The 26,998-nt window shown below is 65.7% G+C and carries 22 protein-coding genes; 9 read left to right on the top strand and 13 right to left on the bottom strand.

The window, feature by feature from the left end; genetic code table 11:
• Window positions 1-33 precede the first annotated feature (33 nt).
• Both C7401_RS20190 and C7401_RS20185 read left to right on the top strand, forming a co-directional pair.
• Entirely contained in the window at window positions 34-2,460 is a 2,427-nt protein-coding gene (locus C7401_RS20190) for a TonB-dependent siderophore receptor (RefSeq protein WP_112173160.1), read from the top strand.
• Between the two features lie 8 nt (window positions 2,461-2,468).
• Complete coding sequence (locus tag C7401_RS20185) at window positions 2,469-3,503, top strand: alpha/beta hydrolase (protein ID WP_181565631.1); 1,035 nt, start codon at window positions 2,469-2,471, stop codon at window positions 3,501-3,503.
• Window positions 3,504-3,598: 95 nt separating this feature from the next.
• Here C7401_RS20185 and C7401_RS20180 read toward each other — a convergent pair whose 3' ends face one another.
• From C7401_RS20180 to C7401_RS20145, 8 genes are all read right to left on the bottom strand, one after another.
• Complete coding sequence (locus tag C7401_RS20180) at window positions 3,599-4,798, bottom strand: porin (protein WP_112173158.1); 1,200 nt, start codon at window positions 4,796-4,798, stop codon at window positions 3,599-3,601.
• A gap of 136 nt (window positions 4,799-4,934) precedes the next feature.
• Window positions 4,935-6,686, bottom strand: coding sequence for an L-arabinonate dehydratase (gene araD / locus C7401_RS20175; RefSeq protein WP_112173157.1), 1,752 nt, complete (start codon window positions 6,684-6,686; stop codon window positions 4,935-4,937).
• A gap of 44 nt (window positions 6,687-6,730) precedes the next feature.
• On the bottom strand, window positions 6,731-7,657 hold the full coding sequence (locus C7401_RS20170; RefSeq protein ID WP_112173156.1) for an ABC transporter permease: 927 nt from the start codon (window positions 7,655-7,657) through the stop codon (window positions 6,731-6,733).
• Entirely contained in the window at window positions 7,657-8,538 is an 882-nt protein-coding gene (locus tag C7401_RS20165) for an ABC transporter permease (RefSeq protein ID WP_112173155.1), read from the bottom strand. The genes C7401_RS20170 and C7401_RS20165 overlap by 1 nt, the downstream gene beginning before the upstream one ends.
• On the bottom strand, window positions 8,535-9,626 hold the full coding sequence (locus C7401_RS20160) for an ABC transporter ATP-binding protein (RefSeq protein WP_112173154.1): 1,092 nt from the start codon (window positions 9,624-9,626) through the stop codon (window positions 8,535-8,537). The genes C7401_RS20165 and C7401_RS20160 overlap by 4 nt, the downstream gene beginning before the upstream one ends.
• Window positions 9,627-9,732: 106 nt before the next feature.
• Window positions 9,733-10,872, bottom strand: coding sequence for an ABC transporter substrate-binding protein (locus C7401_RS20155; protein WP_258397169.1), 1,140 nt, complete (start codon window positions 10,870-10,872; stop codon window positions 9,733-9,735).
• 261 nt (window positions 10,873-11,133) lie between these two features.
• The gene (locus C7401_RS20150) at window positions 11,134-12,714 is read right to left on the bottom strand and encodes an aldehyde dehydrogenase (NADP(+)) (protein WP_112173152.1); all 1,581 of its coding nucleotides are present in this window, start codon (window positions 12,712-12,714) and stop codon (window positions 11,134-11,136) included.
• Window positions 12,715-12,746: 32 nt separating this feature from the next.
• Window positions 12,747-13,694, bottom strand: coding sequence for a dihydrodipicolinate synthase family protein (locus C7401_RS20145; RefSeq protein WP_112173151.1), 948 nt, complete (start codon window positions 13,692-13,694; stop codon window positions 12,747-12,749).
• Between the two features lie 350 nt (window positions 13,695-14,044).
• On the opposite strand from C7401_RS20145, the gene C7401_RS20140 reads away from it, so the two are divergent.
• The 4 genes from C7401_RS20140 (at window position 14,045) to C7401_RS20125 (ending at window position 19,245) form a co-directional block, all read left to right on the top strand.
• Entirely contained in the window at window positions 14,045-14,779 is a 735-nt protein-coding gene (locus C7401_RS20140; protein ID WP_112173195.1) for a gluconate 2-dehydrogenase subunit 3 family protein, read from the top strand.
• Window positions 14,780-16,555 (top strand): GMC family oxidoreductase, encoded by a 1,776-nt coding sequence (locus tag C7401_RS20135; protein WP_112173150.1) that lies wholly within the window; start codon window positions 14,780-14,782, stop codon window positions 16,553-16,555.
• Window positions 16,556-16,563: 8 nt separating this feature from the next.
• The gene (locus tag C7401_RS20130) at window positions 16,564-17,919 is read left to right on the top strand and encodes a c-type cytochrome (RefSeq protein ID WP_112173194.1); all 1,356 of its coding nucleotides are present in this window, start codon (window positions 16,564-16,566) and stop codon (window positions 17,917-17,919) included.
• A 132-nt stretch (window positions 17,920-18,051) separates the two neighbouring features.
• Complete coding sequence (locus C7401_RS20125) at window positions 18,052-19,245, top strand: porin (protein ID WP_112173193.1); 1,194 nt, start codon at window positions 18,052-18,054, stop codon at window positions 19,243-19,245.
• A gap of 108 nt (window positions 19,246-19,353) precedes the next feature.
• Here C7401_RS20125 and C7401_RS20120 read toward each other — a convergent pair whose 3' ends face one another.
• Both C7401_RS20120 and C7401_RS20115 read right to left on the bottom strand, forming a co-directional pair.
• Window positions 19,354-19,572, bottom strand: coding sequence for a hypothetical protein (locus C7401_RS20120; protein ID WP_112173149.1), 219 nt, complete (start codon window positions 19,570-19,572; stop codon window positions 19,354-19,356).
• Between the two features lie 67 nt (window positions 19,573-19,639).
• Window positions 19,640-20,446, bottom strand: a complete 807-nt coding sequence (locus C7401_RS20115; protein ID WP_112173148.1) for an AraC family transcriptional regulator — start codon at window positions 20,444-20,446, stop codon at window positions 19,640-19,642.
• A 113-nt stretch (window positions 20,447-20,559) separates the two neighbouring features.
• On the opposite strand from C7401_RS20115, the gene C7401_RS20110 reads away from it, so the two are divergent.
• Window positions 20,560-21,510 (top strand): DMT family transporter, encoded by a 951-nt coding sequence (locus C7401_RS20110; protein WP_112173147.1) that lies wholly within the window; start codon window positions 20,560-20,562, stop codon window positions 21,508-21,510.
• A 60-nt stretch (window positions 21,511-21,570) separates the two neighbouring features.
• On the opposite strand, the gene C7401_RS20105 is transcribed toward C7401_RS20110, so the two are convergent.
• Together C7401_RS20105 and C7401_RS20100 are read right to left on the bottom strand one after the other, a co-directional pair.
• Complete coding sequence (locus tag C7401_RS20105; protein WP_112173146.1) at window positions 21,571-22,569, bottom strand: fatty acid desaturase; 999 nt, start codon at window positions 22,567-22,569, stop codon at window positions 21,571-21,573.
• Between the two features lie 49 nt (window positions 22,570-22,618).
• On the bottom strand, window positions 22,619-23,662 hold the full coding sequence (locus C7401_RS20100) for a sugar ABC transporter substrate-binding protein (protein WP_112173145.1): 1,044 nt from the start codon (window positions 23,660-23,662) through the stop codon (window positions 22,619-22,621).
• 187 nt (window positions 23,663-23,849) lie between these two features.
• Between C7401_RS20100 and C7401_RS20095 the strand changes: the two genes are divergently transcribed.
• Entirely contained in the window at window positions 23,850-24,884 is a 1,035-nt protein-coding gene (locus tag C7401_RS20095) for a LacI family DNA-binding transcriptional regulator (RefSeq protein WP_112173144.1), read from the top strand.
• Window positions 24,885-24,989: 105 nt separating this feature from the next.
• Complete coding sequence (locus C7401_RS20090) at window positions 24,990-25,577, top strand: flavin reductase family protein (RefSeq protein WP_112173143.1); 588 nt, start codon at window positions 24,990-24,992, stop codon at window positions 25,575-25,577.
• Between the two features lie 74 nt (window positions 25,578-25,651).
• On the opposite strand, the gene C7401_RS20085 is transcribed toward C7401_RS20090, so the two are convergent.
• Complete coding sequence (locus C7401_RS20085) at window positions 25,652-26,956, bottom strand: MFS transporter (protein WP_112173142.1); 1,305 nt, start codon at window positions 26,954-26,956, stop codon at window positions 25,652-25,654.
• Between the last annotated feature and the right edge of the window lie 42 nt (window positions 26,957-26,998).

Below are 26,998 nucleotides of genomic sequence, written 5' to 3'. Positions count from 1 at the left end.
TTCCCCCATCAGTAACAAAAACGGGGAATTTCGTTGTACTTACCACCATCATTCAAACCGCTCGCTATCTGCGCGGCGGCCCTCGCCCTCTTCGCCACCCTGCCCGTCACGGCTCAAAGCCAGACAGCCGGCCAGCAGAACACGGCCCACGGCAGCCCACGACTCGATTACCGCATCGCTCCCTCGGACCTCAACACGGCGCTCAACCAGTTCGCCGAAACGAGCGGCATTCAGCTTGTCTACACGAGCGCGCTCGTGGCGGGCAAGCGCTCGCCGGGCTTCGCAGGCCACGCCGATGCTTCCGGCGCGCTCGCACAACTGCTGCGCGGCAGCGGCCTGCGCGCCGTGCGCGGCCAGAACGCCGCGTTCGTGCTGGAGGCCGAACCCACGCCACCCACGGAAACCGGCGCGCTCAACGAGACCTCGCTGCCCGCCGTGACAATCAGCAAGCGCAGCATCGTCGAGCAAAACGACCCCACCGTCGCGAGCGCGGCGCTGAAGTCGAGCGTGCCGCTCACCCGCACGCCGCAATCGGTTTCGGTCATCGAACGCCAGCAGATGGACGTGCAGAACGTGCAGTCGGTCGCGCAGGCGTTGCGCTATTCGGCTGGCATCGTGCCGGAAACGCGCGGTATCGGCGACCGCTACGACAGCTTGCAGATGCGCGGCTTTGGCGGCTTCGGCGGCAACGCCGTCTACGTGAATTTTCTCGACGGGCTCAACCTGGGCCGCGGCCTTTCCTACGCCGTGCCCCAGATCGAACAATACGGACTGCAACGCATCGAAGTGCTGCGCGGGCCAAGCTCGATTCTCTATGGCCAGGCGAACCCCGGCGGCGTGGTCGTGCTGGAGAGCAAACGCCCCGAAGCGGATCACGTCAACGAGGTGATGCTCGGCGCGGGCACGCACAACCGCTGGGAAGGCGCGTTCGATCTGGGCGGTGCCGTGGACGCCGACCAGCGCGTGCTTTACCGCTTCGTCGGCCTCGCGCGCAACACCGACACGCAAGTGGACGGCACGAAGGAACAACGCATCTACGTCGCGCCCTCGCTCACGCTGCGCCCCGACGCGAACACGGAGCTCACGCTGCTGGCCAGCTACCAGTACGACCCGAACAACGGCTACTACGGCTTTCTGCCGCGCTATGGCACCGTCTCGTACAACCCGAACGGCATGATCGGCACCGGCTTCAACGACGGCGAGCCCGATTTCGATCATTTCCGCCGCGAGCAGGCTTCGCTCGGCTATGCGTTCACGCACCGCTTCAACGACACCTTCACCGTCCGGCAGAACACGCGCTACATGCATATGTGGAGCGACTACCAAACGGTCTATTCGAGCGGTTACACGAACACGACCAATCGCTACCTGAATCGCCTGACGACGGCTTCGCTCGAACATCTCGACGCGCTTTCCACCGACACCCAGCTCGAAGCCGACTTCGCGACCGGCGCGGTGCGCCACGCGGTGCTCATGGGTCTCGATTACCAGATGACGATGTCGGACCGCCGGCTCGCGTCGGGCAAGGCCCCCGCGCTCGACATCACGGCGCCCGTGTATGGCCAGGCGATCGCCACGCCCACGCTTGCCAGCTACACGCGCCAGCGCACCGACGACCTCGGCCTCTACTTGCAGGACCAGATGACGCTCGGCAAGTGGTCGTTCGTGCTCGGCGCGCGCGAGGACTTCGCAACGACGAGCGCGAACGAATACGTCAAGCACACCTCCACGTCACAGTCCGACCGCGCCTTCACCTGGCGCGCGGGCCTGCTCTACGCGTTCGACAACGGCCTTTCGCCCTTCGCAAGTTTTTCGCGCTCGTTCCAGCCCATCACCTCGGGCACGACGGCCGACGGCAGCCCGCTCAAGCCTTCCACGGGGCGACAGTTCGAAGTCGGCCTCAAGTATCAGATTCCGGGCACCACGAGCTTCACGACGCTCTCGCTCTACGACCTCGAACAGCACAACGTGTCCACGCCCGACCCCAGCAACGCGAACTACCGCGTGCAGACGGGCGCCGTGAAGAGCCGCGGCGTGGAGCTGGAAACGCACTTGAACGTCACGCGCGATCTCTCGCTGATCGCCGCGTACACCTATACGAGCGCATGGGTCGCGAGCGCGAACGACTCGTCGCTCGGCCACACGCCCGCCGCCGTGCCCAAAAATACGGCTTCGCTGTGGGCGGATTACACGCTGCATCGCGGCCCGCTCAAGGGTTTCGGCATGGGCGCGGGCGTGCGCTATATCGGCAGCACCTATGGCGCGGCCGACGACTCGTTCAAGGTGGGCTCCTTCACGCTCGTCGATCTCGCGCTGCACTACGAATTGCGCAACTGGCGCTTTGCCGTCAACGCATCGAACCTCTTCGACCGCCAGTACGTCGCCGCCTGCGCAAGCAGCACGCAATGCTTCTGGGGCGTTCGCCGCGAGGTGATCGGCACGGCGCGATACCAATGGTGAGGTTGAGGATGAAACATCGTCGCACTTTCTCCCGCCGCGCGGCTGGCGTGCTCTTTGCCCTGGCGCTGGCGCATACGGCCGTTGCCCAGGCGCAGGTTCCGCATGCATCGGCCAAAGCCGATTCACCCGTAACTCATTCGGATACCGAATCAGCTGCCTGGCCACGCGCCCTGCTTCCCGACACCGAATCGTTCGTGCTCGAAACGGGCGCGCAGGGGCCTCGCTACCGCGTCTGGCTCTATCGGCCCACGCCGCACGGGCAAGCGCGCGCCGAAGGCGAAGCCGCCAGCGCGCCCGCGCAAAGCGCTGCGCCGCCATTGCTCGTGCTGCTCGACGGCAACGCGACATTCCCTCTCGCCGTGAGCGCCGCGCGCTTGCAGGAGCGGCTGATCGGCCCCGTGGTGATTGCCGCCATTGCCGCCGACAACGACGCGCTGTTCTGCGAACGCCAGCGCTTTCGCGACTTCACGACGCCCAATCGCGACGGCTGGGGCGTGCCGCGCAACGCACACGGTGCGCCGCTCGATACGGGCGGCGCGCAGGCGTTCGAAGCCGTGGTCAACGAGGCATTGCCGCGCGCCATTCAGGCGCGAGTCGAGATATCGGCGCAACGGCGCATGTTGTTCGGGCATTCGCTGGGCGGCTTCTTCGTCCTGCACGACGCGCTCGCGCATCCGGGCGCGTACTCGCGCTATATGGCGGCAAGTCCTTCGCTCTGGTGGAACGCGGGCGAACTGCTTGCGAGCACTCGCGCGGCTGGGGATGCCGGGCGAAACCGTGCGCCGGGCACGCGGATTCCGCTCGCGATTCGCGTGGGCGGCGACGAGCAGCGGGTCGCGGCCGATGCAACGCCGGCGCGCATCGAACGCGTGACCCATGCCGCGATGCTCGACAACGCCCGCGCGTTTGCCGACCTGCTGAACGCGACGCCCGCGCTCGGCTTCGACGCGGATATGCGGGTCTACCCCGGCCAGAATCACGTGTCATATCTGCCTGCCGCGATCAGCGAAGCGGTCGTGCTGGCGAGCGGACACGCGCGGTAGCAAAAAAACGGCGGCGCAGGATCCCCATCGACCCGGCACCGCCGAACATACTGCTTTCGGAGCGTGAAGACTTCTAAACGACCCTGAACCCCGCCTTAGAAGCGGTGAACGATGCCGATCGCGCCCGCCACCTGGCTGCGCGACGACGAAGGCGCGCTGTTCTGGCCGTCGCCGATGTCGGCCGTCGCGTTGATGATGTTGCCCGCACCGTTGTTGCCGAGCGTCTGACCGCCCGCGCGCTGGAACGCCTCGACGAAGTAGATACCCGTGCGCTTGGACAACGAGTAGTACTGCGAGAGGTTGTACTGCTGGTACGAAGCTGCGCTCTGCACGCCGTTGGCCTTGGTCGCGCGCGTGTAGGCGAAACCGGCCGCGAGATCGAGCGTGGTGAACGGCTTGTAGTGCAGCACGACGCCGCCCGTGTTCCAGATCTGCGTGTCGAAGAACTTCGAGTTGATGCCCGGGATGTACTGAACGTTCGAGTACGCCGCCGAAATATCCCACTGCGAATTGAACTGGTAGCCCGCCGTGACGGCGAGGCGCTGCTGCGCCTGGGCGGTCTGGAAGCCGTTGGTGATGGCCGACACGCCCGGCTCGCCGTTGCTCGACGCCGTCGAGTTCGCACCCCACGCGCCGCCGCCGCTCGCCGAGTTGTTCAGACGCTCGAAGCCCACGGCGATGCCCGCCGGACCATGCAGGTATTGCGCCGCGATGCTCCACGACTGGCCCGCGCCGGTGCTGCCCGGCACGCCGCCCAGCGCGTACATGCCGCTCACGGTCAGGCCCGCGAAGTTCGGCGACGTATAGACGAGCGCGTTGTTGATGCGATAGATCGTGTCCATCGAGTCGAGGTCGCCCGGGTGCGCGCCGTATGCGCCGGTGAGCCACGTGGTCGGGCTGTACGGCGAAAGCAGCGTGTAGTACGGGGCGTACTGGCGGCCACCCGTCAAGGTACCGTAGTTCGCGTTCGCCACGCCCACCCATGCGGCGCGGCTGAACATCAGGCCCGAGGTCGATTGCGCGCCGGTTGCCGAGTTGTAGCCTTGCTCCAGCTGGAAGATCGCGCGCGTGCCGCCGCCCAGGTCCTCACTGCCCTTCAAGCCGATGCGCGAACCGGCCCACACGCCCTGCACCATCTTGACGACCGAGCGGCCGCCTGCGTTGCTGCCAAGCGCAGCCGAGCTGCTTTGATAACCAATGCCGGTATCGACGATACCGTACAGCGTGACACTGCTTTGCGCGTGAGCGCCGAGCGCGGCGAGTCCAAGCGTGGACGCGAGGATAGTCTTTTTCATCTGTAGTCCTATCTTTAGTCGTTGTGGTTTGAAACTGGTTAAAACCCTGATTGCAACATTTCCTCCTGTACAGCAGAGGGCGCAACACCCCTGAAGCGCCCCCTGCCGCGCCGGCCTTTGCGGCCGGCTCGTCTCCTTAGTGAATCTCGGGCTCGCCGCCCGCACTGGCGCACGAACCGCCCGCGCCGTCACGCTGCATGAAATCGAATTCGCAGCCGTTGTTGGCCTGCATCACGTGCATCTGGTACATCGCGCCATAGCCGCGCGTGAAGCGCGGTTCCGGTGCGACCCACTCGGCCTTGCGGCGCGCCATTTCCTCATCGGAGATCAGCACGTTCAGGCGACGCTCCGGCACGTTCATCTCGATCAGGTCGCCGTCCTTGACCAGTGCGAGCGGACCGCCGATGAACGATTCCGGCGCCACGTGCAGCACGCACGCGCCATAGCTCGTGCCGCTCATGCGGGCGTCGGAAATACGCAACATGTCGCGCACGCCCTTCTGGAGGATCTTTTGCGGAATCGGCAGTTGGCCCCACTCGGGCATGCCCGGCGCGCCAACAGGACCCGCGTGCTGGAGCACGATCACGCTGTTCTCGTCGCAGTCGAGGTCTTCGCTGTCGATGCGTGCGGCCATGTCGTTGTAGTCCTTGAACACAACAGCCTTGCCCGTGTGGACGTGCAGGTGCTTTTCCGCCGCGCCCGGCTTGATCACGGCGCCGTCCGGCGCGAGATTGCCGCGCAGCACGGCGAGGCCCGTATCCGGCATGAGCGGCTTCGCACGGCGATAGATCACCTCTTCGCTGTAGATTTCCGCATCGGCAATGTTCTCGCCGAGCGTCTTGCCGTTCACGGTCATCTGCGTGCCGTCGATCAGGTCGCCCAGTTCCTTGAGCATCGCGCGCAGACCGCCCGCATAGTAGAAGTCCTCCATGAGGTACTTGCCGGTCGGGCGGATGTTCGCGAGCACCGGCGTGCGGCGCGCGATTTCGTCGTACTGCGCGAGCGAGAGATCGACACCGGCGCGGCGCGCGAGCGCGATCATGTGCACGATCGCGTTGGTCGAGCCCGAAAGCGCGAGACACGTGGTCACGGCGTTATCGACTGCCTTGCGCGTGATGATGTCCGAAGGCTTCAGGTCTTCCCACACCATCTCGACAATGCGCATGCCCGTTTTCGCCGACATCTGCGCGTGGCGCGAGTCCGGCGCGGGAATCGAGGCGAAGCCCGGCAGCGTGAAGCCGAGCGCTTCCGCCGCGCTCGTCATCGTCGATGCGGTGCCCATCGTCATGCAGTGGCCCGGCGAGCGCGCGATGCCGCCTTCCACGCCCTTCCAGTCCTCTTCGGTGATCTTGCCCGCGCGCAGGTCGGCCCAGTACTTCCAGGTGTCCGAGCCCGAACCGAGCGTCACGCCGTTCCAGTTGCCGTTGAGCATCGGGCCCGCGGGCAGGAAGATCGTCGGCAGGTCCATCGAGATCGCGCCCATCAAGAGCGCGGGCGTGGTCTTGTCGCAACCGCCCATCAGCACGACGCCGTCGGCCGGATACGAGCGGATCGTCTCTTCCGCTTCCATGGCGAGGAAGTTGCGGTAGAGCATCGTGGTGGGCTTCTGGAACGGCTCGGAGAGCGTTTGCACCGGCAGCTCGATCGGGAAACCGCCTGCTTGCCAGATGCCGCGCTTGACCTCTTCCACACGCTGCTTGAAGTGCGTATGGCAAGGGTTCATCTCGCTCCACGTATTGAGGATGGCGATCACCGGCTTGCCCGCGTATTCTTCGCGGCTGTAGCCCATCTGCGCGGAGCGCGAGCGATGGCCGAACGACCGCAGGTCGTTCACGCCATACCAGCGGTGGCTGCGCAGTTCTTCGGGGGTCTTTCGCTTCTTGCTCATCTTGCGTTGCTCCAGGTGTTTCCAGTAAAGCCGCCGGCGGCGCGCTAGCGTTGTTCCTTCACGCGCGACACGAGCTGTGTCGGGCTGACGAATTGCAGGGCGACCAGCACCCACGCAAGCGTGATGGCCATATAGATCATGGCCATCGCGTCGATGGATTGCGGCGCACGCACGCCCGTCGAGAAGACGGCGTAGTACAGCGCAACCACCAGCGTTTGCGTGTCGGGTCCGGCGGTAAAGAAAGTGAGTTCGAACATGCCGATCGTGCGCACGAGCACGAGCAGCCCCGCCGCCAGCATCCCGGGCACGAGAAGCGGCAGCAATACATAACGGAAATAGCGCAGCGTGTTCGCGCCGAAAATGCGCGCGGCCGATTCAAGGTTCGGATCGATCTGTTCGATGAACGGCGTCATCACGAGGATCACGAACGGCAGTGCGGGGACGAGGTTCGCGAGAATCACGCCGGGCAGCGTGCCCGCGAGGCCGATCTGGTACATGGCAGTGGCCATCGGAATACCGTACGTGACGGGCGGCACCATGAGCGGCAGCAGGAACACCAGCATGGCAATGCGCTTGCCTGGGAACTGCGCGCGCGCCAGCGCGTAGGCGGCGGGCACGCCCAGCGCGATGGAGAGCAGCACGACCGAGCCCACCACTTCGAACGTCACCCACAGCACGCTCGAAAGCTGGAAGTCGCGCCACGCCTGCGCATACCAGTGCAGCGTGAAGCCTTGCGGCAGCGGCGTGCCGAACCAGCGGGTAGCGATGGAGTTCACGCCGACGGTGGCGATCAGCAGCAGCACGTTGAGCAGGAAGAACACCACGCCGCCCCAGACGAATACTTTCCAGAGCACCTCGGGCAGGCGCGAAGCGGGCCTGGCCTGCTCGACGTTGGCGGCGGACGTGGAACGCTCCTCGCTCGTCGTCGCTTCCGTGCTGAGGCCGGCCGCGTTGCGTTGATGTGCGGTCATCAGCCTTTCCCTCCGCTCACCGGGCCCGAGTAGAAGAAGCGCCTGGCGCTCAACATCGCGGCCACGACGATCAACTGCACGAAGCCCATCACGATCGCGATGGTCGAGGCGAGCGAGTAGTCATAGCTCTCGAACGCCGCCTCCGCTGCCGCGATGGAGATCACGCGCGTGGGACCGGCGGGCGCGCCGAGCAGCACCGCCGAAGGGAACACCGAATACGCCTGCACGAACGAAAGACACGCGGCCATCGTGAGACCGGGCGCGAGCAGCGGCAGATAGATTTGACGGAACTGCTGCCACGGGCCCGCACCGAGCGTGGCCGCCGCGCGCGCGAGCGTCGGGTCGATGCCCGTGATGTACGAGAGCGTGAGCAGGAAAGCGAACGGAAAACCCGAAACGATCAGCGAGATCAGCACGCCCCAGTAGTTGTGCGTGAGGCGGATCTCTTCGCTCGTGTACAGATGCAGCGCGTGCAGCGCCTGCGGGAACCAGCCGTTCGGGCCGAAGTAGCTGAGCATGCCGTCGGCGATCAGCACCGTGCCGAGCGTGACGGGAATCACGAGCAGCGTGGTCACGAGCTTCTGGTACGGCGACTTGCGGCGCAGCGCGAACGCGACCGGCAGCGAGAGCCCGACATTGATGATGGTCGCGGGCACCGCCAGTTTGAGCGTGACGAACACCGTGGGCCACAGCGCGAGGTCGTGAATGAACTGGAGGTAATTCGCGAACATGCCGCCGCCGTTCATCGGCTTGAACGACAGCACGAGACCGTAGGCGAACGGATAGAGGAACATCGCGATGATGAAGCCGAGCGCGGGCGTGACGAGCCAGCCGCGCGAATCGCGCGGCGCGCGGGTCAGCGACGGGATGAGCGTGCTCACGACGCACGCTCCGCGTAGGCCAGCACATGCGAAGGCGCAACGCGCAGCGTGGCGCGCTCGCCCGCTTCGAATTCGCCTTCCACGCGCGCCCACAGCTTGCCGAACGGCGCGTTGGCGAGCAGCAGCGAATCGCGGCCGCCGTATTCGACCATTTCCACTTCGACGTCGAACGCGTTGGCGTCGCCCGCGTTGGCACGCTCGAAGTCTTCGGGGCGCATGGCCACCGAGATCTCGTTGCCGCCGCTTTTGGCTGCCATATCGCCCATCGGCACGCCGGTCAGCGTGATGCCCGACGACGACATCGCAATGTGGCCGCCCTGCTCGCCGGTAATGGCGAACGGCAGCACATTGCGAAAGCCCATGAAGCGCGCCACGTGCAGATTCGAGGGGCGGCTATACACTTCCTTGGGCGTGGCCACCTGCTGCACGACGCCCTCTTTCATCACGACGATGCGGTCCGCCATCGAAAGCGCTTCGTCCTGGTCGTGCGTCACGTAGATCGTCGCGCGCTCCAGTTGCCCGTGAATGCGGCGGATTTCCGCGCGCATTTCAATGCGCAGCTTGGTGTCGAGGTTCGAGAGCGGCTCGTCCATCAGCACGAGCGGCGGCTCGATCACGATGGCGCGGGCAATGGCCACGCGCTGCTGCTGGCCGCCCGAAAGCTGGCCCGGTAGCTTGTTTTCGTGGCCCACCAGTTGCACGAGTTGCAGTGCCTCGCGCGCGCGGCGCTTCGCGTCTTCGCGCGGCACGCCCTGCATCTTCAGGCCGAAGCCCACGTTTTCCAGCACCGTCATGTGCGGGAACAACGCGTAGTTCTGAAACACCATGCCGAAGCCGCGCTTCTCGGGCGGCAGCACGTCGATACGCAGGTCGTCCAGCCAGATGCTGCCGCTCGTGAGCGGTTGCAGACCCGCAATGCAATTGAGCGCCGTGGATTTCCCGCAGCCCGAAGGCCCGAGCAGCGCAATGAATTCGCCGCGGCGAATGTCGAGGTCGAGACCGCGCAGCGCCGCGAGCTGCGTCCCCTCCGCGTTGGTGAAACTACGGCACACCGAGTCGAGGCGCAGACGATCGAAAGAATGCTTCATGACACGTTCCTGACCAGCATAGTCAACTACACGAGCATGGATCGCGAACGGCGTTCAACACTGAAGCCCATGAGCGCCGTCCGTCCATCGCTGACTCTTCCTCGCGTTACTGGGACTTCTGCGAGCCGACTTCGCGGTCCCATTTCTGGAACGCCGCCACCATCGCCTGCGCCGAAAGCGGCTGGACATGCGGATAGGCCGTGAGCCATTTCGCATACTCGGGGCGGCCGTACTTCGCGATCACATCCTGGCTTTCCTTCGGCGCCATTTGCAGCGTGACGTCCTTCACCGCCGGGCCCGGATAGAAGTAGCCGTCGTCATACGTCATGGCCTGCTGCTGCGGTTCGAGCATGAAGTTCATGAGCTTGAACAGCACCGCGAGCTTCTCTTTCGACACGCCCTTGGGCACGACCATGTAATGGGCGTCGTTCACCCACGTCATGTTGTTGAACGCCTGAACCTTGAAGTCGGCGGGCACGATGCCGAGCGCGCGCGGGTTGATGTCCCAGCCCGTCACGGTCACGGTCATGTCGCGCGTGCCCTCGCCCAGTTCCTTCATCACCGCCGAGGTGCCGCCGGGGTAGTACGGCACGCACGAGTTCAGCTCCTTCAGGAACGCCCAGGTCTTGTCCCAGCCGTTGATCGGGTCTTGCGGGTTCTTGTCGCCGAGCAGATACGGCAGGCCCATCAGGAACGTGCGGCCGGGGCCCGAGTTGGCCGGACGCGCGTAAATCAGCTTGCCGGGGTTCGCCTTGCACCACGCCAGCAGTTCCTGCGGCGTTTGCGGCGGCTTGGCGACCTTGGCCGGGTTGTATTCGATCAGCGGACCGGCCGGCATGTACGACACTTCGAGGCCGTAGCCTTGCGCGAGGTCCTGCATCTTGCGCGGGCCCGGCGCGTACTTGTCGAGCACGCCCGGCAGCGCCGCCTGCTGGTCGGGCAGCAGCTTCATCCACAGGTTCTGTTCGATGCCCGCGGCGAGCGCGTCGGTGCCCGTGAGCACGAGATCGATGTCCGCGCGGCCGGCGGCCTGCATCGCCTTGATCTTGCCAGGCAACTGCGGCGCGGGCGCGTTGGTGTAAGTGATGTTGGAGACGAGGTTCGGATTCTTCGCCTTGAACGCCTCGAAAGCCTTTTGCGTGAGCTGGAGGTTCCCGGCCACGTCGACAATGTTGAGCGAAACGGGATCGGCCTTTGCCGCGCTCATGCCGAGCGCCGTGGCGGCCGCCACACACACGGCCAGCATCCTGGCCTTCAAACGTCCATCGAACATCGCATCTCCTCGCATCTGTCTATGGAATTGTTTTCTCGCAACCCGTTGATTCTTTTATAACTGGGCCACGTTAAAGGATGCCGAACCACGCACCAAGTTGTCAAGCAACGTCAAGCTTTTTGCGAGACTGTTGTGAGAATGCTGTGAGGCGGTTGTTGGCCTGCTGTTGGCCCGGTGTTGGGCAAAGCGCCTGCGGGACTGCCGCAGGCGCTTCTCCGGCCCGCTTTCGCGGGATTACTTGCGCACCAGTTCGCCGTCGCGCAGACGCCACAGCGCGAGCGGATTGTCGTTCTGGAGTGTGACCGGCAGAAGTTCGGCCGGCAGATCCTGATAGCAGACCGGGCGCAGGAAGCGCTCGATCGCCATCGCGCCCACCGAGGTCGTGCGCGCGTCCGACGTGGCCGGGAACGGGCCGCCGTGAACCATTGCGTACGACACTTCGACGCCCGTCGGGAAGCCGTTCGCGAGAATGCGGCCCGCCTTGCGTTCGAGGATCGGCATGAGGCGCGCGGCCATCGCGTAATCGTCGCGGTCGATGTGCAGCGTCGCCGTGAGCTGGCCTTCCAGGTGCTCGGCCACACGCGCGAGTTCGGCTTCGTCGCGGCACGCCACGACCACCGAAGTCGGCCCGAAAATCTCGTCCGACAACGCGTGCTGCGCGAGGAACTGCTCGGCGCTCGCCTTGAAGAGGACCGGCAGCGCGTCGCAGTGCGCGCCCGTCTTCGTGCCTTCAGCCAGATTTTCGATGCCCGGCAACTGCTTGCGCGCCGCAACGGCTTCGCCATACGTCGAGGCGATGCCCGCCGTCAGCATGCTTTGCGAGGGCTTTTGCGTGAGCGCCGCGCTCGCCGCCTTCACGAAGCGGTCGAGTTCCGGCGAGTCGATCGCCAGCACGAGGCCCGGGTTCGTGCAGAACTGGCCCACGCCCATCGTGAGCGAATCGACGAAGCCCTGCGCAAGCGCTTCGCCGCGAGCGGCCAGCGCCGCGGGCAGCACGAGCATCGGGTTGATGCTGCTCATTTCCGCGTAGACGGGGATCGGCTCGGGGCGCGCGGCCGCGATGTGCGACAGCGCGAGACCGCCGCGACGCGAACCCGTGAAGCCCACCGCCTTGATGGCCGGATGCGCCACGAGCGCTTCGCCCGCTTCGTTGCCGCCGCCGAACACCAGCGAGAACACGCCTTCGGGCAGACCGACGTCAGCCACGGCCTGCTGAATCGCGCGGCCCACGAGTTCCGACGTGCCGGGGTGCGCCAGATGCGCCTTCACGACGACCGGGCAACCGGCGGCCAGCGCCGAGGCGGTATCGCCGCCCGCCACCGAAAACGCCAGCGGGAAGTTGCTCGCGCCGAACACGGCCACGGGGCCGACCGGAATACGATGCGCGCGCAGGTCCGAGCGCGGCAGCGGCTTGCGCTCGGGCAGCGCCGAGTCGAGCACGGCGCCGCACCAGCGGCCGTCGCGCACGAGCGACGCGAACAGGCGCAGCTGACCGACCGTGCGGCCGCGCTCGCCTTCCAGGCGCGCCTTGGGCAGCGCCGACTCAAGGTGCGCACGCTCGATCAGCGCTTCGCCGATGCCGAGAATGCGTTCGGCAATTGCTTCGAGCAGGCGCGCACGGGTCTCGTGCGGGGCGGCGCGGAAGGCGTCGAACGCCTGCGCCGCGAGTTCACAGGCGCGCGCGACTTCGGCCTTGCCGCCGAGGCCGAACGACGGCTCGATCTCCTGGCCGAGCGCGGGCGCGAAGGCGCGCATCTCGCCCGCCTCGCCGCGCACCGCTTGCGCGCCCAGCAGCATTGCTCCGTTAATCTGCATGTTCGCTCCGTTCAAGTGCTTGTTGCCGCCGCTCAGGCGTTGGCGGTTTGTGCCGAGGCGGCCAGCTTCTGCTCGAATGCGAGCAGCGCCTTGGCCGCGTCGCCGATGGCCGGCAGGGCTTCGGCCGGCGACTGCGAGAGCAGCGGCAGGATCGGACCCATGTCGGCGATGCCCGAAAGCGTCACGGCGTCGTGCAGCACGCGGATGAGCGAGATGTCGTCGCGCAGCGTTTCGAGCGGCATGAATGCATCGTAGAGGCGTTGCGCTTCTTCTGCACGGCCTTCCTTCGCCGCCTTCAGGAGCGCCATGATGGCGTTCGACGCGATACAGCCCGAGCCCGTGGTCCAGGCGGCCAGGCCGAAGTCGCGCACATGCACGAGCGCCGGGCGCTCGCCCATGCCCGACACGACCTTCGAAGCCGGCACGCTTTCCAGCAGGCGGCGCAGATACGGGTCGTTCGCCGGGTCCTTGCGCACGATGGCGTACTTGACCGCAATGAGCGTGCCCCGGTCGATCAGGCGCACGAGCGTGTCGACGTCGACATAGTCTTCGCTCTTGATATAGAGCGTGAGCGGAATGCCCGCGGTGTCGGCGATGCGCGTGAGGCCCGTTTCCACGCCGGCGGGCGTGGTGAAGCCCGACAGCGGCAGCACCATGGCCGTCTGGTATTGCGTTTGCGCGAGGATGCGCGCCTGGTCGAGCATCTTGCCGTAGTCGGGACCGATGGCCGGAATCACGCGCGTTTCGGGCGCGGTGAGGTCGGCGAGCATGTCAAGCAACTCGCGGAATTCGCTCACGGCGACGTGGTACAGATTCGCATTGCCGCCGTACAACAGCGTGCGGATACCGCCCGCTTCCATATGGCGGATCAGCTTGCGGTTCTGTTCGACGTCGAGGGAGAAGTCAGGGCGGCGTGCGAGCGGCGGCACTGCCATCACGGTCGAGGCGAATTCGCTCTCGAGAATCGGGGACACGTTCATGAGGCCTCGTGCTGGGATGGTGGGTTGTCAATACAACGCACAGTAGCATTCGCTCGTCGTAGTTGTCAAACAACTTATTGCATTTGTTAGGGTTTGTTCGGAGAGCGCCTGAACGCGACCCGCAGTGACCCGGAGCCACCCCGAACAGCCCGAGGCCGCCCCACTACCCTTTGCGCGATCGGTACAGCCCTGGTAACGGATTATTGTAAAATCACCGCCGAATCATGGAACCGGTTCCATTTAATATGCCCGGACTGATGGCCGCTGCGGCGGCATGCATGCGTAGCGGCGAAGATCGCTGCGCGGACACGGTGGATTCACGCCGTGCCGAACTCATACAGAATCCTACAATGCCCGAATCTCCTCTCACGACACGCCGGGGCTTCCTACGTACGGCCGCCGTCCTGGTTCCCGCCAGCGCGCTGGCCGGCTGCGAGGGCGGCTCGAAGCCGTCGAGCGCACCGACCGCCGCCAGCGCGGACTCCGCGCCCGGCGCCGCGCAGGCCGCCGCCTACAAACCGCGCTTCTTCGACGCGCGCGAGTGGGCCTTTGTCGAAGCCGCCGCCGACCGCCTGATTCCCGCCGACGCCGAAGGCCCCGGCGCGCTGCAAGCCGGCGTGCCCGAATTCATCGACCGCCAGATGGACACGCCCTACGCGCACGGCGCGCTCTGGTACATGCAGGGGCCGTTCCAGCAAGGCGTGCCCGAACTCGGCTACCAGTTGAAGCTCGTGCCGCGCGACATCTACCGGCTCGGCATCGCCGCCGTGAATGCGTATTGCACGAAGGCGTACGGCAAGAACTTCGACGCCCTCGACGCCGCCACGCGCGACAGCGTGCTTGCCGCGCTCGAAGCGGGCAAGGTCGAACTGGACGGCGTGCCGGCCACGGTGTTCTTCGGCCAGTTGTTGCAGAACACGCGCGAAGGCTACTTCTGCGACCCGATCCACGGCGGCAACCGCGACATGGCCGCGTGGAAGATGATCGGCTTTCCTGGCGCGCGCGCCGACTTCATGGATTTCGTGAACCAGAACGGCAAGCCCTACCCGTATGGCCCGGTCTCGATCAACGGGGAGCGTACGTAAATGGCGATCAAGAAACCTCATGTCGATGCCGTGGTTGTCGGCTTCGGCTGGACCGGCGCGATCCTCTCGAAGGAACTGACCGAAGCGGGCCTGAACGTGGTCGCGCTCGAGCGCGGCGAGTATCGCGACACCTACCCGGACGGCGCGTACCCCAACACCATCGACGAGCTCACGTACAACATCCGCAAGAAGCTCTTCCTCGACCTGTCGAAAACGACCGTGTCGATCCGCCACGGCGTGAACGACACGGCGCTGCCCTACCGCCAGCTTGCGGCCTTCCTGCCCGGCGAAGGCGTGGGCGGCGCGGGCCTGCACTGGTCGGGCGTGCATTTCCGCATCACGCCCGAAGAGTTGCGCCTGAAGAGTCACTACGAAGAGCGCTACGGCAAGAAGTTCATCCCCGAAGGCATGACGATCCAGGACTACGGCGTCACTTACGACGAACTGGAGCCGCACTTCGACTTCGCCGAGAAAGTGTTCGGCACCTCGGGCCAGGCGTACAAGGTGAACGGCAACGTGGTGGGCGACGGCAACGTGTTCGAAGCCGCGCGCAGCGATAATTTTCCGTTGCCCGCGCAACTGAATACGTATTCGGCGCAGCGCTTCCATGACGCGGCGAAGTCGATCGGCCTGCATCCGTACCGCCTGCCTTCGGCCAACACGTCGGGTCCGTACACGAACCCGTACGGCGTGCAGATGGGCCCGTGCAACTTCTGCGGCTTTTGCAGCGGCTACGCGTGCTACATGTACTCGAAGGCCTCGCCCAACCTCAACATCCTGCCCGCGCTCAAGCAGGAAAAGCACTTTGAACTGCGCTCGAAATGCCACGTGCTGCGCGTGGAACTCGACGACACGAAAAAGCGCGCCACGGGCGTGACGTACATCGACCCGGCAGGCCAGGAAGTGTTCCAGCCTGCCGACCTCGTGATCGTCTCGGCATTCCAGTATCACAACGTGCACCTGCTGCTGCTCTCGGGCATCGGCAAGCCCTATGACCCGGTCTCGGGCGAGGGCGTGGTGGGCCGCAACTTCGCGTACCAGAACCTCTCGACCATCACGGCGTTCTTCGACAACGACACGTACACCAATCCGTTCATCGGCGCGGGCGGCAACGGCGTGGCCGTGGACGACTTCAACGCCGACAACTTCGACCACGGCCCGCTCGGCTTCGTGGGCGGCTCGCCGCTGTGGGTGAACCAGGCCGGGGTGAAGCCGATCAGCGGCATCGCCACGCCCGCGGGCACGCCGAACTGGGGCAGCGCGTGGAAGAAGGCCGTGAAGGACCACTACGCGCACACCATTTCGATGGACGCGCACGGCTCCAACATGTCGTATCGCGACGTGTACCTCGACCTCGACCCGACCTACCGCGACTCGTACGGCCAGCCGCTTCTGCGCATGACCTTCGACTGGAAGGACAACGACATCAAGATGGCGCAGTACGTGACGGGCCAGATGCAGAAGATCGCCGAGGCGATGGGCCCGAAGGCCATCAACGTGTACACGCGCCAGTTCGGCGCGCACTTCGACTCGCGCCGCTATCAGACCACCCACCTCGTGGGCGGAGCCGTGATGGGCAACGATCCGAAGACGAGCGTCATCAACCGCTATCTGCAAAGCTGGGACGTGCCCAACGTGTTCGTGATGGGCGCCTCCGCGTTCCCGCAGGGGATCGGCTACAACCCGACCGGCCTCGTCGCCGCCCTCGCCTACTGGAGCGCGAAAGCCATTCGCAACCAGTATCTGAAGAACCCCGGTCCCCTGGTGAGCGTGTGAAGAGCCGCATGAAGCAGACCCTTTTCTCCACGTGCGCGAACGTTGCACGCACAACCGTTGCGGGCGCGGCCTTCACAGCACTCACCGCCTTCGCGTCAATCGCCGCGCATGCGGCAGACCAACCGGATGCGGCGCTCGTCGCGCACGGCGAGTACCTCGCGCGCGCCGGCGATTGCATCGCCTGCCATACGATGCAAGGCGGCAAGCCCTTCGCGGGCGGCCTGAAGTTCGACACGCCGATCGGCGCGATCTATTCGACCAACATCACGCCCGACGCGAACACGGGCATCGGCAAGTGGAGCTACGACGACTTCGCCAGGGCCGTGCGCCAGGGCGTGCGGCCGAACGGCGAGACGCTTTATCCGGCGATGCCCTACCCGTCGTACGCCCGCCTCTCCGACGACGACATGAAGGCGCTTTACGCGTACTTCATGCAGGGCGTCGGGCCCGTGCAGGCGCAGAACCGCGCCGTGGACATTCCGTGGCCGCTCTCGATGCGCTGGCCGCTCGGCATCTGGCGCACGCTGTTCGCGCCCAAGGTGCAGGCGTTCGACGCGTCTCACTACAACGACGCGATCGTCGCGCGCGGCGCGTATCTCGTGCAGGGTCTAGGCCACTGCGGCGCGTGCCACACGCCGCGCGCGAGCACGATGCAGGAGCTCGCGCTCACCGACCTCGAAGGCGACGACTTCCTCGCGGGCGGCGGCCCGATCGACGGCTGGGCGCCGTCGAGCCTGCGCGGCAACCCGCGCACCGGCCTGGGTAGCTGGAACGAGGACGACATCGTGCAGTTCCTCAAGTCGGGCCGCAATCTGCACACCGCGGCCTTCGGCGGCATGACCGACGTGGTCCAGCACAGCATGCAGCACATGAACGATGCGGACCTGCTCGCCATCGCGCGCTACCTGAAGACGCTGCCTTCGAACGACGCGAAGGAGACGGGCTACGCCTACGACGCCACGGCTGCCGGCAAGCTGCAAAGCGGCGACGCGAGCGCGCGCGGCGCAGCCGTGTATCGCGACAACTGCATGGCCTGCCACCGCAGCGACGGGCGCGGCTACACGCGTGTGTTCCCGGCGCTCGGCGGCAACCCGGTCGTGCAGGGCAAGGACCCCACTTCGCTCATTCACGTGCTGCTCTCCGGCAGCGCGCTCGAAGGCACGAAGTCGGCACCCTCGACGTTCACGATGCCGCCGTACGGCTGGCGTCTGTCCGATCAGGAAGTGGCCGACGTCTCGACCTTCGTGCGCACGAGCTGGGGCAACACCGGCGCACCCGTGAGCGCCGAAGACGTCGCGAAGGTCCGCAAGACCGTCACCGTGAGCGCCCCCGAGCTGCCGCCCGGCGCCTCGCTCAAGCGCTGACGCTTCCCCGAAGGACACCCCCTTTTCCTTCCCGCGCAAACCGCCGGCCGCCTCGTTCGCGAGGCGGCCGGTGCGTGCGTGCATAACTAGAATCGCCGACGAGGCGATCCGTAGACAATGAAACAACAAATGATGAGAAAACACCTGCTCGCAGCACCGGTCCTGTTGTCCTTCGCGGGCATCGCCTCGGCGCAAGGCTCGATCACGCTGTACGGCATCGCCGACGCCGGCATCACCTATCGCAGCAACGAGCGCACCGGCACGACCGGCGCGTACACGGGGCATTCGAACGTGGCCCTCTCGACCGGCAACCTCTCCGGCAGCCGCTGGGGCATCAAGGGCAAGGAGGATCTGGGCAATGGTCTCGCCGCGATCTTCCTGCTCGAAGACGGCTTCGACATCACGAACGGCACCTCGGGCCAGGGCGGACGCCTGTTCGGCCGCCAGGCGTTCGTGGGCCTCGCGGACCAGCGCTACGGCTCGTTGACGATGGGCCGCCAGTACACCTCGCTCGACGACTTCGTCGGGCCGGTCGCGCCGGTCAACTACATCGGCGGCTTCGGCGCGCATCCGGGCGACATCGACGATCTCGACCAGACCACGCGCGTGGACAACTCGATCAAGTACACGAGCGCGAACTACGGCGGCTTCACGTTCGGCGCGCTGTACGGCTTCGGCGGCCAGCCGGGTAGCCTCAAGCGCAAGAACACCTGGAGCGTGGGCGCGGGCTACGCGAACGGCCCGCTGCGCATGGGCGTGGGCTACGAGCGCTCGGACAACAGCAAGACCGGCCTCGACGACGCCACCTATGGCAAGTGGCAAGGCACCTACGACGGCACCTTCAACTCGTCGATCAACGAAGGCTACGCGAGCGCGCAATCGCAGCAGGTGGTGGCGGCGGGCGCGACGTGGGACTTCGGCCAGGCCGTGGTGGGCGTGAACTACAGCAACGTGCAATACCGCTCGGGCGCAAACTCGCTGTTCGCGGGCAACGCGATCTTCAATATCGCGGGCATCTTCACGCAGTGGACCGTGCAGCCGCGCACGCACCTGTTCGCGGGGTACAGCTACACGCGCGGCAGCGCCGTGCAAGGCGTGGACGAAGACGCGCAATACCACAACGTTTCCGTTGGCGCGACCTATGATCTCTCGACGCGCTCCACCGTGTACCTGCTCGCGGGCTACCAGCACGCATCAGGCATGACGCTCGACGCGGCGGGCAACCCTGTCGCGGCCACGGCGTCGGTGTCCGACAAGGGCAACGGCCACTCGTCGGCCACGCAGTCGCAGGCGATCGTGAGCGTGGGCTTGCGTCAGAAGTTCTAAGCAATCCACCGCTTCGTTGCAGACGCAACAAAGCCGCGGGCGCTCATGCGATGAGCGCCCGCGGCCTGAAAGCTTTTGCACCACCCGGGTGCATGAATGCATGCACGCTCAGTGCAGCACCTCCGGCCGCGCAAGCAAACCGTAAAACTCGTCGATCGTGACGGTCGGTGCGAACTGGGAGAGCGTGGCGACGATCACGTCGTCGCAAATCGCCGACCCCGCCGCCGATTCCAGCCGAACGCCGGCCGCAGCGGCCTGGTTCCCGGCCAGCTCGAGAGCGATCGACAGGATGAAGCGGGCGTCGGACTGGGTGAGTAGGGTTTTCATGCCTGCTCTAACGGCGCGCAGAGGGGAACCTTTAGCGATTTCGTCGCGGGGGCGCGCCGCCCCATGCTCAACGCGTGCGCGCGACGAACTGGCCGGGGCTCGTGCCCGTCAAGCGTCTGAACATGGCGATGAACGCCGACGACGTGGCGTAGCCCAGATCCAGCGCCACCGCCTCCACGCTGCGCCCCGCACGCAGCATCGGCAACGCGTTCACGAGCCGCACGCGCTGGCGCCATTCCGTCAACGACATGCCGAGGCCGCGCTGCGCGCGCCGCATCAGCGTGCGCTCGCTCATATGAAACGCATCGGCCAGTTCGGCGAGCGAGCGGTTGTCGGCGGGGTTCTCGCGCAGCACCTGGAGCACGGCGTCGAGGTCGGCGTCGTCGGTGTGGGGCACGAAGCTGCCCGTGGTGGCGCAGGTCGAAAGCTGATCCACGAGTACGCGTAACAAACGCGCGCGCTGCGGCTCGCCCTCTTCGTCCGCCGGCGTTTCGCGCAGATGCTCGAGAATCGCGCGCACGAGCGGCGACACCATCACCGCGCAACTCGTTGCAGGCATGCGCGTGCACAGGTCGCGGCTGATGTACACCGAGCAATGCACCGTCTCCTGCTCGTTGAAGCCCACATGCGCGGTGCCGGGCGCGATCCACAGGCCGAGATGCGGCGGCGTGATGTAGTGCTCGTCGCCCGCCTTCACCTCCGTCGTCCCGCTAAACGCATAGACGAACTCGCCCCACGGGTGGCACATCTCGGGATACGTGGCGTGCGAAGGCATGTGCTCCATGCGAAAGAACACGGGCGTGGGCAGCACGTCGGTGAACGGCGGCAGACGCAGATGGCGCGCCGGGCGGGGGCGCAGAGGCGTTTTGGGCATGGCGGTCCAGGGCTATCGATTGTCAATTTTGCGCTATATGCGCGCAACCCGACGCATCAATACTACGCTCGCTCCCGCATCTTCAGCGAAAATTTCGAGTCAGTGAGACAGCCATGAGAAAGCAAATCGACGCAGCGGCCGTGGCCATCATGGTGACGCTGTGCCTCGCGTGGGGTCTGCAACAGGTCGCGCTCAAGGCCGTGGCCGGCGACATTCCACCCGTGCTGCAAGTCGGGCTGCGCTCGGGCGTGGCCGCCGCGCTCGTGTGGCTCTTCAACCGGCTCGTCGCGCGCGAGCACTGGCTGCCAGGCGTGGCGCGCGGCGCGGGGCTCGCAACGGGCGGTCTGTTCGCGCTCGAATTCATGTTCGTGGCCGTCGGCCTGCGCTGGACCAACGCCTCGCACATGGCTGTGTTCCTCTATACCGCGCCGATGTTCGCGGCCATCGGCCTGCATCTGCGCCTGCCCGACGAACGCCTCACGCGCTTCCAGTGGAGCGGCATTGCGCTCGCCTTCGCGGGCATCGCCGCCACGTTCCTCGGCCCCGCGTTGATGGGCGGCGGCACGCCCGCCTCGCCGCTATGGTTGCTCGGCGACTTCATGGGCGTGTGCGCGGGCGCGGCCTGGGGGCTCACCACCGTCGTCGTGCGCACGAGCCGGCTGAGCGACGCGCCCGCCACGCAAACGCTTTTCTATCAACTGGCCGGCGCTTTCGTCGTGCTCGTGCCGGTCGCGCTCGTCACGGGGCAGATGCGCTTTCACGGCACCCCGCTCGCCTGGGCGAGCCTCGCGTTCCAGACGCTGCTCGTCTCGTTCATCAGCTATCTCGCGTGGTTCTGGCTGCTGCGACGCTATCTGGCCGCGCGCCTCGGCGTGCTTTCGTTCATGACGCCCATGTTCGGCGTGGCGATGGGCGTGGCGCTGTTGCACGAACGCGTGGAGCCCGCGTTCCTGTTCGGCTCGGCGATGGTGCTGCTCGGGCTGCTCGTGGTGAACGCGCAAGGCTGGGTGCGCCAGGCCTTCGGCCGCCGCGCGCAAGACACGCGCGGCGCGCAGGCTTCGTGAAGTTGCGAGGCCGCGAGGTCGTCAAGCGAACACGGACGATACGCTGACTACAGGCCTGCCTTACGCCACCGCATCGCCGCGCTTGCCCACCGGCAACTCGCGCACGACGACATACTCGGGATCGCGTTGCTGGCGCGCGAAGATGGCGAGAATCTCGCGCCACGCGGGCCACAGTCCCGCATAGGGCTTCGGCATTTGTGCAGCGACCGCAGCGTGGAAAGCGGGCAAGGCATGAAACGGCACGCTCGGAAACATGTGATGCTCGATGTGGTAGTTCATGTTCCAGTACAGAAAGCGCACGAGCGGATTGAGCTTCACGGTGCGGCTCGACACGCGATGATCGAGCACGTTCTCCTTGAGCCCCGTGTGCTGCGTGAGCGCACACAGCTCGTGCAGCCAGGTGCCATAGGCTCGCGAAACGAACAGGAACAGGATCGGCAGCCAGCTATGCGCGATCAGCGCCCAGGCGAACACGGCCACGTAGCACGCGAGCAGCACGCGTGAATTCGCACACATCTTGCGATACTCGGCTTCGGGCACGACCGCTTTCGCGCCCTTCGTGACAATGCCGAAGCTGTGCAGCACGATCGCACCGAGAAACTGGATGCCATGCGAAATGCGCAAGAAGTCGGTCACGAGCTTGACATAGCTGAGCGGCCGCTTGAACGCCAGTTCGGGGTCCTGATAAGGCTCGGCGGTCAGATGCGTGAAGGTGTGATGCCGCGCATGCAGCCAGCGGCTGTACACCTGCTCGCGCCACGACATGAAGCAGATGATCCAGTAGGCGGCTTCGTTGAGCCAGCGCGTCTTGAACGCCGTGCCGTGCCCCAGTTCGTGCGCCGCGGCCTCGCTGAAGGCGAACACCGTGCCATACAGGAGGAAGGCGGGCACGGCCCACGCCGTGCCGAGCGAGAACCACGCGAGCCCGCCAGTCGCCACGACGAGCGCGAGAAAGCCGCCCACCTGGACGAGCCCGCGCGCGTCGGTGCGCGTCGAGAATTCCTTGAGGCGCTTGCGGTCGATCTCCACCCTGTACCACGCGTTCATGTCGATATTCATTACCGTGCTCCGCGAGAGGCTGTCTGTGTTGTCCAGTCGTGCTTGACACTCAACGATACGAACCGGCGTACTTCTGCACGGGCGCAAGGTTGTCGCGCGTGACGAAGCTCGGACCGGAACTCACTGTCGAGCCGGTATAAACGGGCTTCAGATCGTATTTGGCGAGGCGCGCCGCGACCTTCTTGTCGTCCTTGAGCGCGGCGACGATATGCGCCGGGTCGGTGGTCTTGTCGCGCACCGCGATCGCCATGGCCGCGACGGAGAGATAGCCCTGAAGATAGGGCTGCTGATCAATGGCGAACTGGATCTGCCCGGCCTGGATCGCCTTGAGGATATCGGGCGAGAGGTCGAAGGTCGCGATATACAGCTTGCCCGCCTTGCCGGCGTCGTTCACGCCGCGCAGCACGCCCATCGCCTGGTCGGGTCCGAGCGCGAGCACCGCCTGGGTGTTGGGATGCGAGCGCAGGTACGCGGCCACCTTGCTTTCGATGACGGTGGGGTCTTCGCCGCTGTCCATCGTGGACTTCTTGTAGTCGGCGCCAATGGCGTCGGCAAAGCCCTTGCAACGGTCCCAGAGCGCCTGGATATCCGCGCCGTGATTCACGCAGAGAAAGTCGTGGATGCCCGCCGCCTTCGCGCGCTCGCCCGCGGCCTTGCCCGCTTCGTATTCGGCCTGCCCCACGTGCAGGATCGCGCCGAGCTTCATGCCGGACTCAGGCCCGCCGTTGATCGTAATGATCGGAATATGCTTGGCCTTCACGCCCGCCAGCCCCTTCTGGATCATCTCCAGATTCGGCACCGTGGTGATGACGCCGGCGTAGTTGCGCGCCGAGGCCTGCTCAAGAATGCGGACCATGTCGCCGGTGTCGCCCGTGGGCGGATTGCGGTAATCGACCGGCACGCCGAAGTCCTCGCTCGCGTCGCGCATGCCGTTTTTCACGGTGTTCCACCAGACATTCGAATCCGAGCCGTGACTCACCATCACGAATCGTTCCGCCGCGCTCGCCGTATTTGCCGCGAAACCGCTGCACAACGCAACCGCCGCAAGCGCAGCGGCGCAAACGCGGCCCACGCGAAATCTGGTCATGTTCATGACGATGTCTCCGATATATGTGATGTCGTTGCCCGCCCGGAATGGCCCGCTCAGGACGATTAGAATGTAGTTGAATGAATTTCCGCTCTCAAACGGAATATTGAGGATAATTCCTCAACGCTCCTCAACCCGCCCCTCAACGTATCCGGCAATCGCATTCCTCTAACGAAAGGCACGGAAGCCGCGCATGAACACGAGACGCAAACCCACCATGGAAGACGTCGCGAAAGCCTCGGGCGTGAGCTACTCCACCGTGGAGCGCGTGCTCAACGGGCGAGGCGGCGTGGCGCGCGACAAGGAAGCGCGCGTGCTCGAATGGGCGCGCAAGCTCAAGATGGATCGCGCGCTCGACGAAGTCTCGGTGCGCTGGCTGCGTATCGCCATCGTCACGCAGAAGCCCGACTCGCCCTACTACCTCGCCTTGCGCCACGGCTTCGAGCTCGCGCAACAGTCGTTCGAAACGTACCGCGTGGTATGCCAGCTCACGTTCTTCGACGACCTCGAACCGCAGTCGCTCGCGCGCGTGATCGAGCGCGCCGCGCAAAAGGCGGACGGCATGATCGTCGTGGCATATGAACATCCCGTGGTGGTGGACGCGCTCTCGCGCGTGGCGCGCAAGATGCCGCTCGTGACCATCGCGAGCGATCTGCCCGACACGGGCCGGCTCGCCTACGTGGGCATCGACAACCGCTGCGCGGGCCGCACGGCCGGCGAACTGATGGGCCGCTTTCTTGGCGAGACAGGCGGCCAGGTCATGGTAATGGCAGGCCTGCGCACCTACCTGGGCCACGAGGAGCGCGACGGCGCATTCCGCTCGGTGCTGCGCAGCCGCTTTCCGGCCTGCGAGGTGGTCGCCACGCTCGAAAGCCACGAAAATGCCGCATCGACCGAACGCCTCACGCGCGACGCCTTCAGGAAATATCCGGCGCTACGCGGCATCTACAATCTGTCGGTTGGCGACGAAGGCATTGCGCGCGCGCTCAAGGCACTCAAACGTGAGCACGCAACGGTATTGATCGGCCACGAACTCACCGCGATCAGCCGCTCGCTGCTGGCCGAAGGCGTGATGGACGCCGTGCTCGACCAGAGCCCGTTCGTCGAAGCCGTGCGCGCCGTGGAAGTGATCCTGGGCCACTACAAGCGCGGCGCGGCTTCGAGCCTGCCGCTGCAAACGCCGATGTCGATTTACTTGCAGGCGAATCTGCCGCCGGCAACGCCTTGAGCGCCGTTGCCGCTTCCCGAGTTCGGCACAGGTCCGCGCGCCGCAGACTTCGGGTTTCTGTTGTAAAGTCGCTCGGGTTCCGACTCACAGCGAATCCAACGCCTCATGGAAACCCTCCCGACTTTCGCGCCCGTAGCGCTTGAGCATGCCAGCCGCCTCATCAATCACGGCCCCACCGTGCTCGTCACGAGCAGCGACGGCAAACGCCGCAACGTGATGGCCGCCGCGTGGTCCATGCCTGTGGAATTCACGCCGCCGCGCATCGCCATCGTCATCGACAAGCGCACGTTCACGCGCGAACTCATCAACGCGAGCGGCACGTTCGGCGTGATCATTCCGGGTGCCGCCGCGATCGACCTCACCTACGCCGTGGGCAGCGTGAGCGGCCGCGACACCGACAAGTTCCAGCGCTTCGATATCGCCGCCGTCACGGGCCCGAAGCTCGGACTGCCGTTGCTCGAAGCCGGTTGCTCCGCGTGGATGGAATGTCGCCTGATTCCCGAGCGCCACACCGAAGACGCCTACGACACCTGCTTTGCCGAAGTGGTCGCCGCCGCAGCCGATCCGCGCGCGTTCCGCAACGGCCACTGGGAACTCGACAGCAGCAACGCCGACCTGCACACGATCCACCATCTCGGTGCGGGCAATTTCGTGCGCGCCGGCGATACGATCAAGGCGCGCGAACTCGCGTAGCGGCGCTACCAGCGCTAACGGCACATTACGCGCCGTTAGCGTGGATTACGTTATTTGCGGCGTCATTGGCTTCCTCAAGCCGATTCGAGTTCGCGTCCACGCGTTTCCGGCAGCGTGAGCGCGGCCACGATCAGCACGCCGTAGGCGATGATCGCGAAGATGCCGATGCTCGGCCCAAGGCCGAACTGCTTCGCGAGCGCGCCAATCAGGAACGGGAACAACGCGCCGACGGCGCGGCCCACGTTGTAGCAGAAGCCCTGCCCCGAACCCCGCACGCGCGTGGGAAAGAGTTCCGTGAGAAACGCGCCCATACCCGAGAAAATGCCCGACGCGAAAAAGCCAAGCGGAAAGCCGAGCCACAGCATCGCGGCGTTCGTGAACGGCAGCGAGGTATAAGCGAATGCAATCGCCATGGAGCCCGCCGCGAACAGGATGAAATTCGGCTTGCGGCCGAGCCGGTCGGTGAGCCACGCGCTCGACAGATAGCCCACGTACGAGCCCGCGATGATCATCGCGAGATAGCCGCCCGTGCCCATGACGGTGAGATGGCGCTCGTTCTTGAGAAACGTGGGCAGCCAGGTGGTGATCGCGTAGTAGCCGCCTTGCGCGCCGGTTGTGAGGAGCGCCGCGCGCAAGGTCGTGGAAAGCAGCTTCGGCGCGAAGATTTCGGTGAAGCGCGGCCGGTCGCCCGCCTCGGCCTGGGCGGCCTTCGCTTGCGAGAATACTTCGGGTTCCTTGACATATCGCCGGATCACGAGCACCAGCAACGCGGGCACGAGACCGACGAGAAAGAGCGAACGCCAGGCGAGCCCCGCGGGCAGCACCGAAAACAACACGGCGTAAAGCATCGCGGCAAGGCCCCAGCCGAGCGCCCAGCCCGATTGCACGAGCCCCACCGCCTTGCCGCGATCCTTCGCGCGAATCACTTCACCGATCAACACCGCGCCCGCCGTCCATTCGCCGCCAAAACCGAAGCCCATCAACGCGCGCGCGGCGAGCAACTGGCCGTAGCTCTGCGCGAGTCCGCACAGCCCGGTGAAAATCGCAAACCACAGCACGGTAATTTGCAGCGTACGCACGCGGCCGATGCGGTCAGAGAGTATGCCCGCCAGCCACCCGCCCAGCGCCGAGGAAAGCAGCGTGAGCGTGCCGATGAACCCGGCGTCGCCAAGGCTGATGCCCCAACTCGCCACGAGCGTCGGGATCACGAACGACAGCATTTGCGTATCCATACCGTCGAGCATGTAGCCGACCTTGCAACTCCAGAACGCCTGGCGCGCCTGCGGCGACGCATCCACATACCACGAGCGCTCCCGCACGGCTGCGTCGGACGAAGGCGCGGATTCGACGGCGGACGCCGCGAGTGTCTTGCTGTCCATCTGTGGCTCCTGTTGATAGACGTACTAATGAATTCAGCGGGC

It is taken from the genome of Paraburkholderia unamae (assembly GCF_003268775.1).
Lineage (GTDB): Bacteria > Pseudomonadota > Gammaproteobacteria > Burkholderiales > Burkholderiaceae > Paraburkholderia > Paraburkholderia unamae.
This window is presented reverse-complemented; position numbering and strand designations above follow the sequence as displayed.

Bases quoted from the DNA above. Each gene is read 5' to 3' on its own strand.
- C7401_RS20110 (WP_112173147.1), top strand. From the start codon at position 20,560: ATGAGAAAGCAAATCGACGCAGCGGCCGTGGCCATCATGGTGACGCTG.
- C7401_RS20125 (WP_112173193.1), top strand. From the start codon at position 18,052: ATGAGAAAACACCTGCTCGCAGCACCGGTCCTGTTGTCCTTCGCGGGC.
- C7401_RS20160 (WP_112173154.1), bottom strand. From the start codon at position 9,626: ATGAAGCATTCTTTCGATCGTCTGCGCCTCGACTCGGTGTGCCGTAGT.
- C7401_RS20100 (WP_112173145.1), bottom strand. From the start codon at position 23,662: ATGAACATGACCAGATTTCGCGTGGGCCGCGTTTGCGCCGCTGCGCTT.
- C7401_RS20185 (WP_181565631.1), top strand. From the start codon at position 2,469: ATGAAACATCGTCGCACTTTCTCCCGCCGCGCGGCTGGCGTGCTCTTT.
- C7401_RS20090 (WP_112173143.1), top strand. From the start codon at position 24,990: ATGGAAACCCTCCCGACTTTCGCGCCCGTAGCGCTTGAGCATGCCAGC.
- C7401_RS20140 (WP_112173195.1), top strand. From the start codon at position 14,045: ATGCCCGAATCTCCTCTCACGACACGCCGGGGCTTCCTACGTACGGCC.
- C7401_RS20130 (WP_112173194.1), top strand. From the start codon at position 16,564: ATGAAGCAGACCCTTTTCTCCACGTGCGCGAACGTTGCACGCACAACC.
- C7401_RS20180 (WP_112173158.1), bottom strand. From the start codon at position 4,798: ATGAAAAAGACTATCCTCGCGTCCACGCTTGGACTCGCCGCGCTCGGC.
- C7401_RS20145 (WP_112173151.1), bottom strand. From the start codon at position 13,694: ATGAACGTGTCCCCGATTCTCGAGAGCGAATTCGCCTCGACCGTGATG.
- C7401_RS20135 (WP_112173150.1), top strand. From the start codon at position 14,780: ATGGCGATCAAGAAACCTCATGTCGATGCCGTGGTTGTCGGCTTCGGC.
- C7401_RS20115 (WP_112173148.1), bottom strand. From the start codon at position 20,446: ATGCCCAAAACGCCTCTGCGCCCCCGCCCGGCGCGCCATCTGCGTCTG.
- C7401_RS20085 (WP_112173142.1), bottom strand. From the start codon at position 26,956: ATGGACAGCAAGACACTCGCGGCGTCCGCCGTCGAATCCGCGCCTTCG.
- C7401_RS20095 (WP_112173144.1), top strand. From the start codon at position 23,850: ATGAACACGAGACGCAAACCCACCATGGAAGACGTCGCGAAAGCCTCG.
- C7401_RS20105 (WP_112173146.1), bottom strand. From the start codon at position 22,569: ATGAATATCGACATGAACGCGTGGTACAGGGTGGAGATCGACCGCAAG.
- C7401_RS20170 (WP_112173156.1), bottom strand. From the start codon at position 7,657: ATGACCGCACATCAACGCAACGCGGCCGGCCTCAGCACGGAAGCGACG.
- araD (WP_112173157.1), bottom strand. From the start codon at position 6,686: ATGAGCAAGAAGCGAAAGACCCCCGAAGAACTGCGCAGCCACCGCTGG.
- C7401_RS20120 (WP_112173149.1), bottom strand. From the start codon at position 19,572: ATGAAAACCCTACTCACCCAGTCCGACGCCCGCTTCATCCTGTCGATC.
- C7401_RS20150 (WP_112173152.1), bottom strand. From the start codon at position 12,714: ATGCAGATTAACGGAGCAATGCTGCTGGGCGCGCAAGCGGTGCGCGGC.
- C7401_RS20155 (WP_258397169.1), bottom strand. From the start codon at position 10,872: ATGCTGGCCGTGTGTGTGGCGGCCGCCACGGCGCTCGGCATGAGCGCG.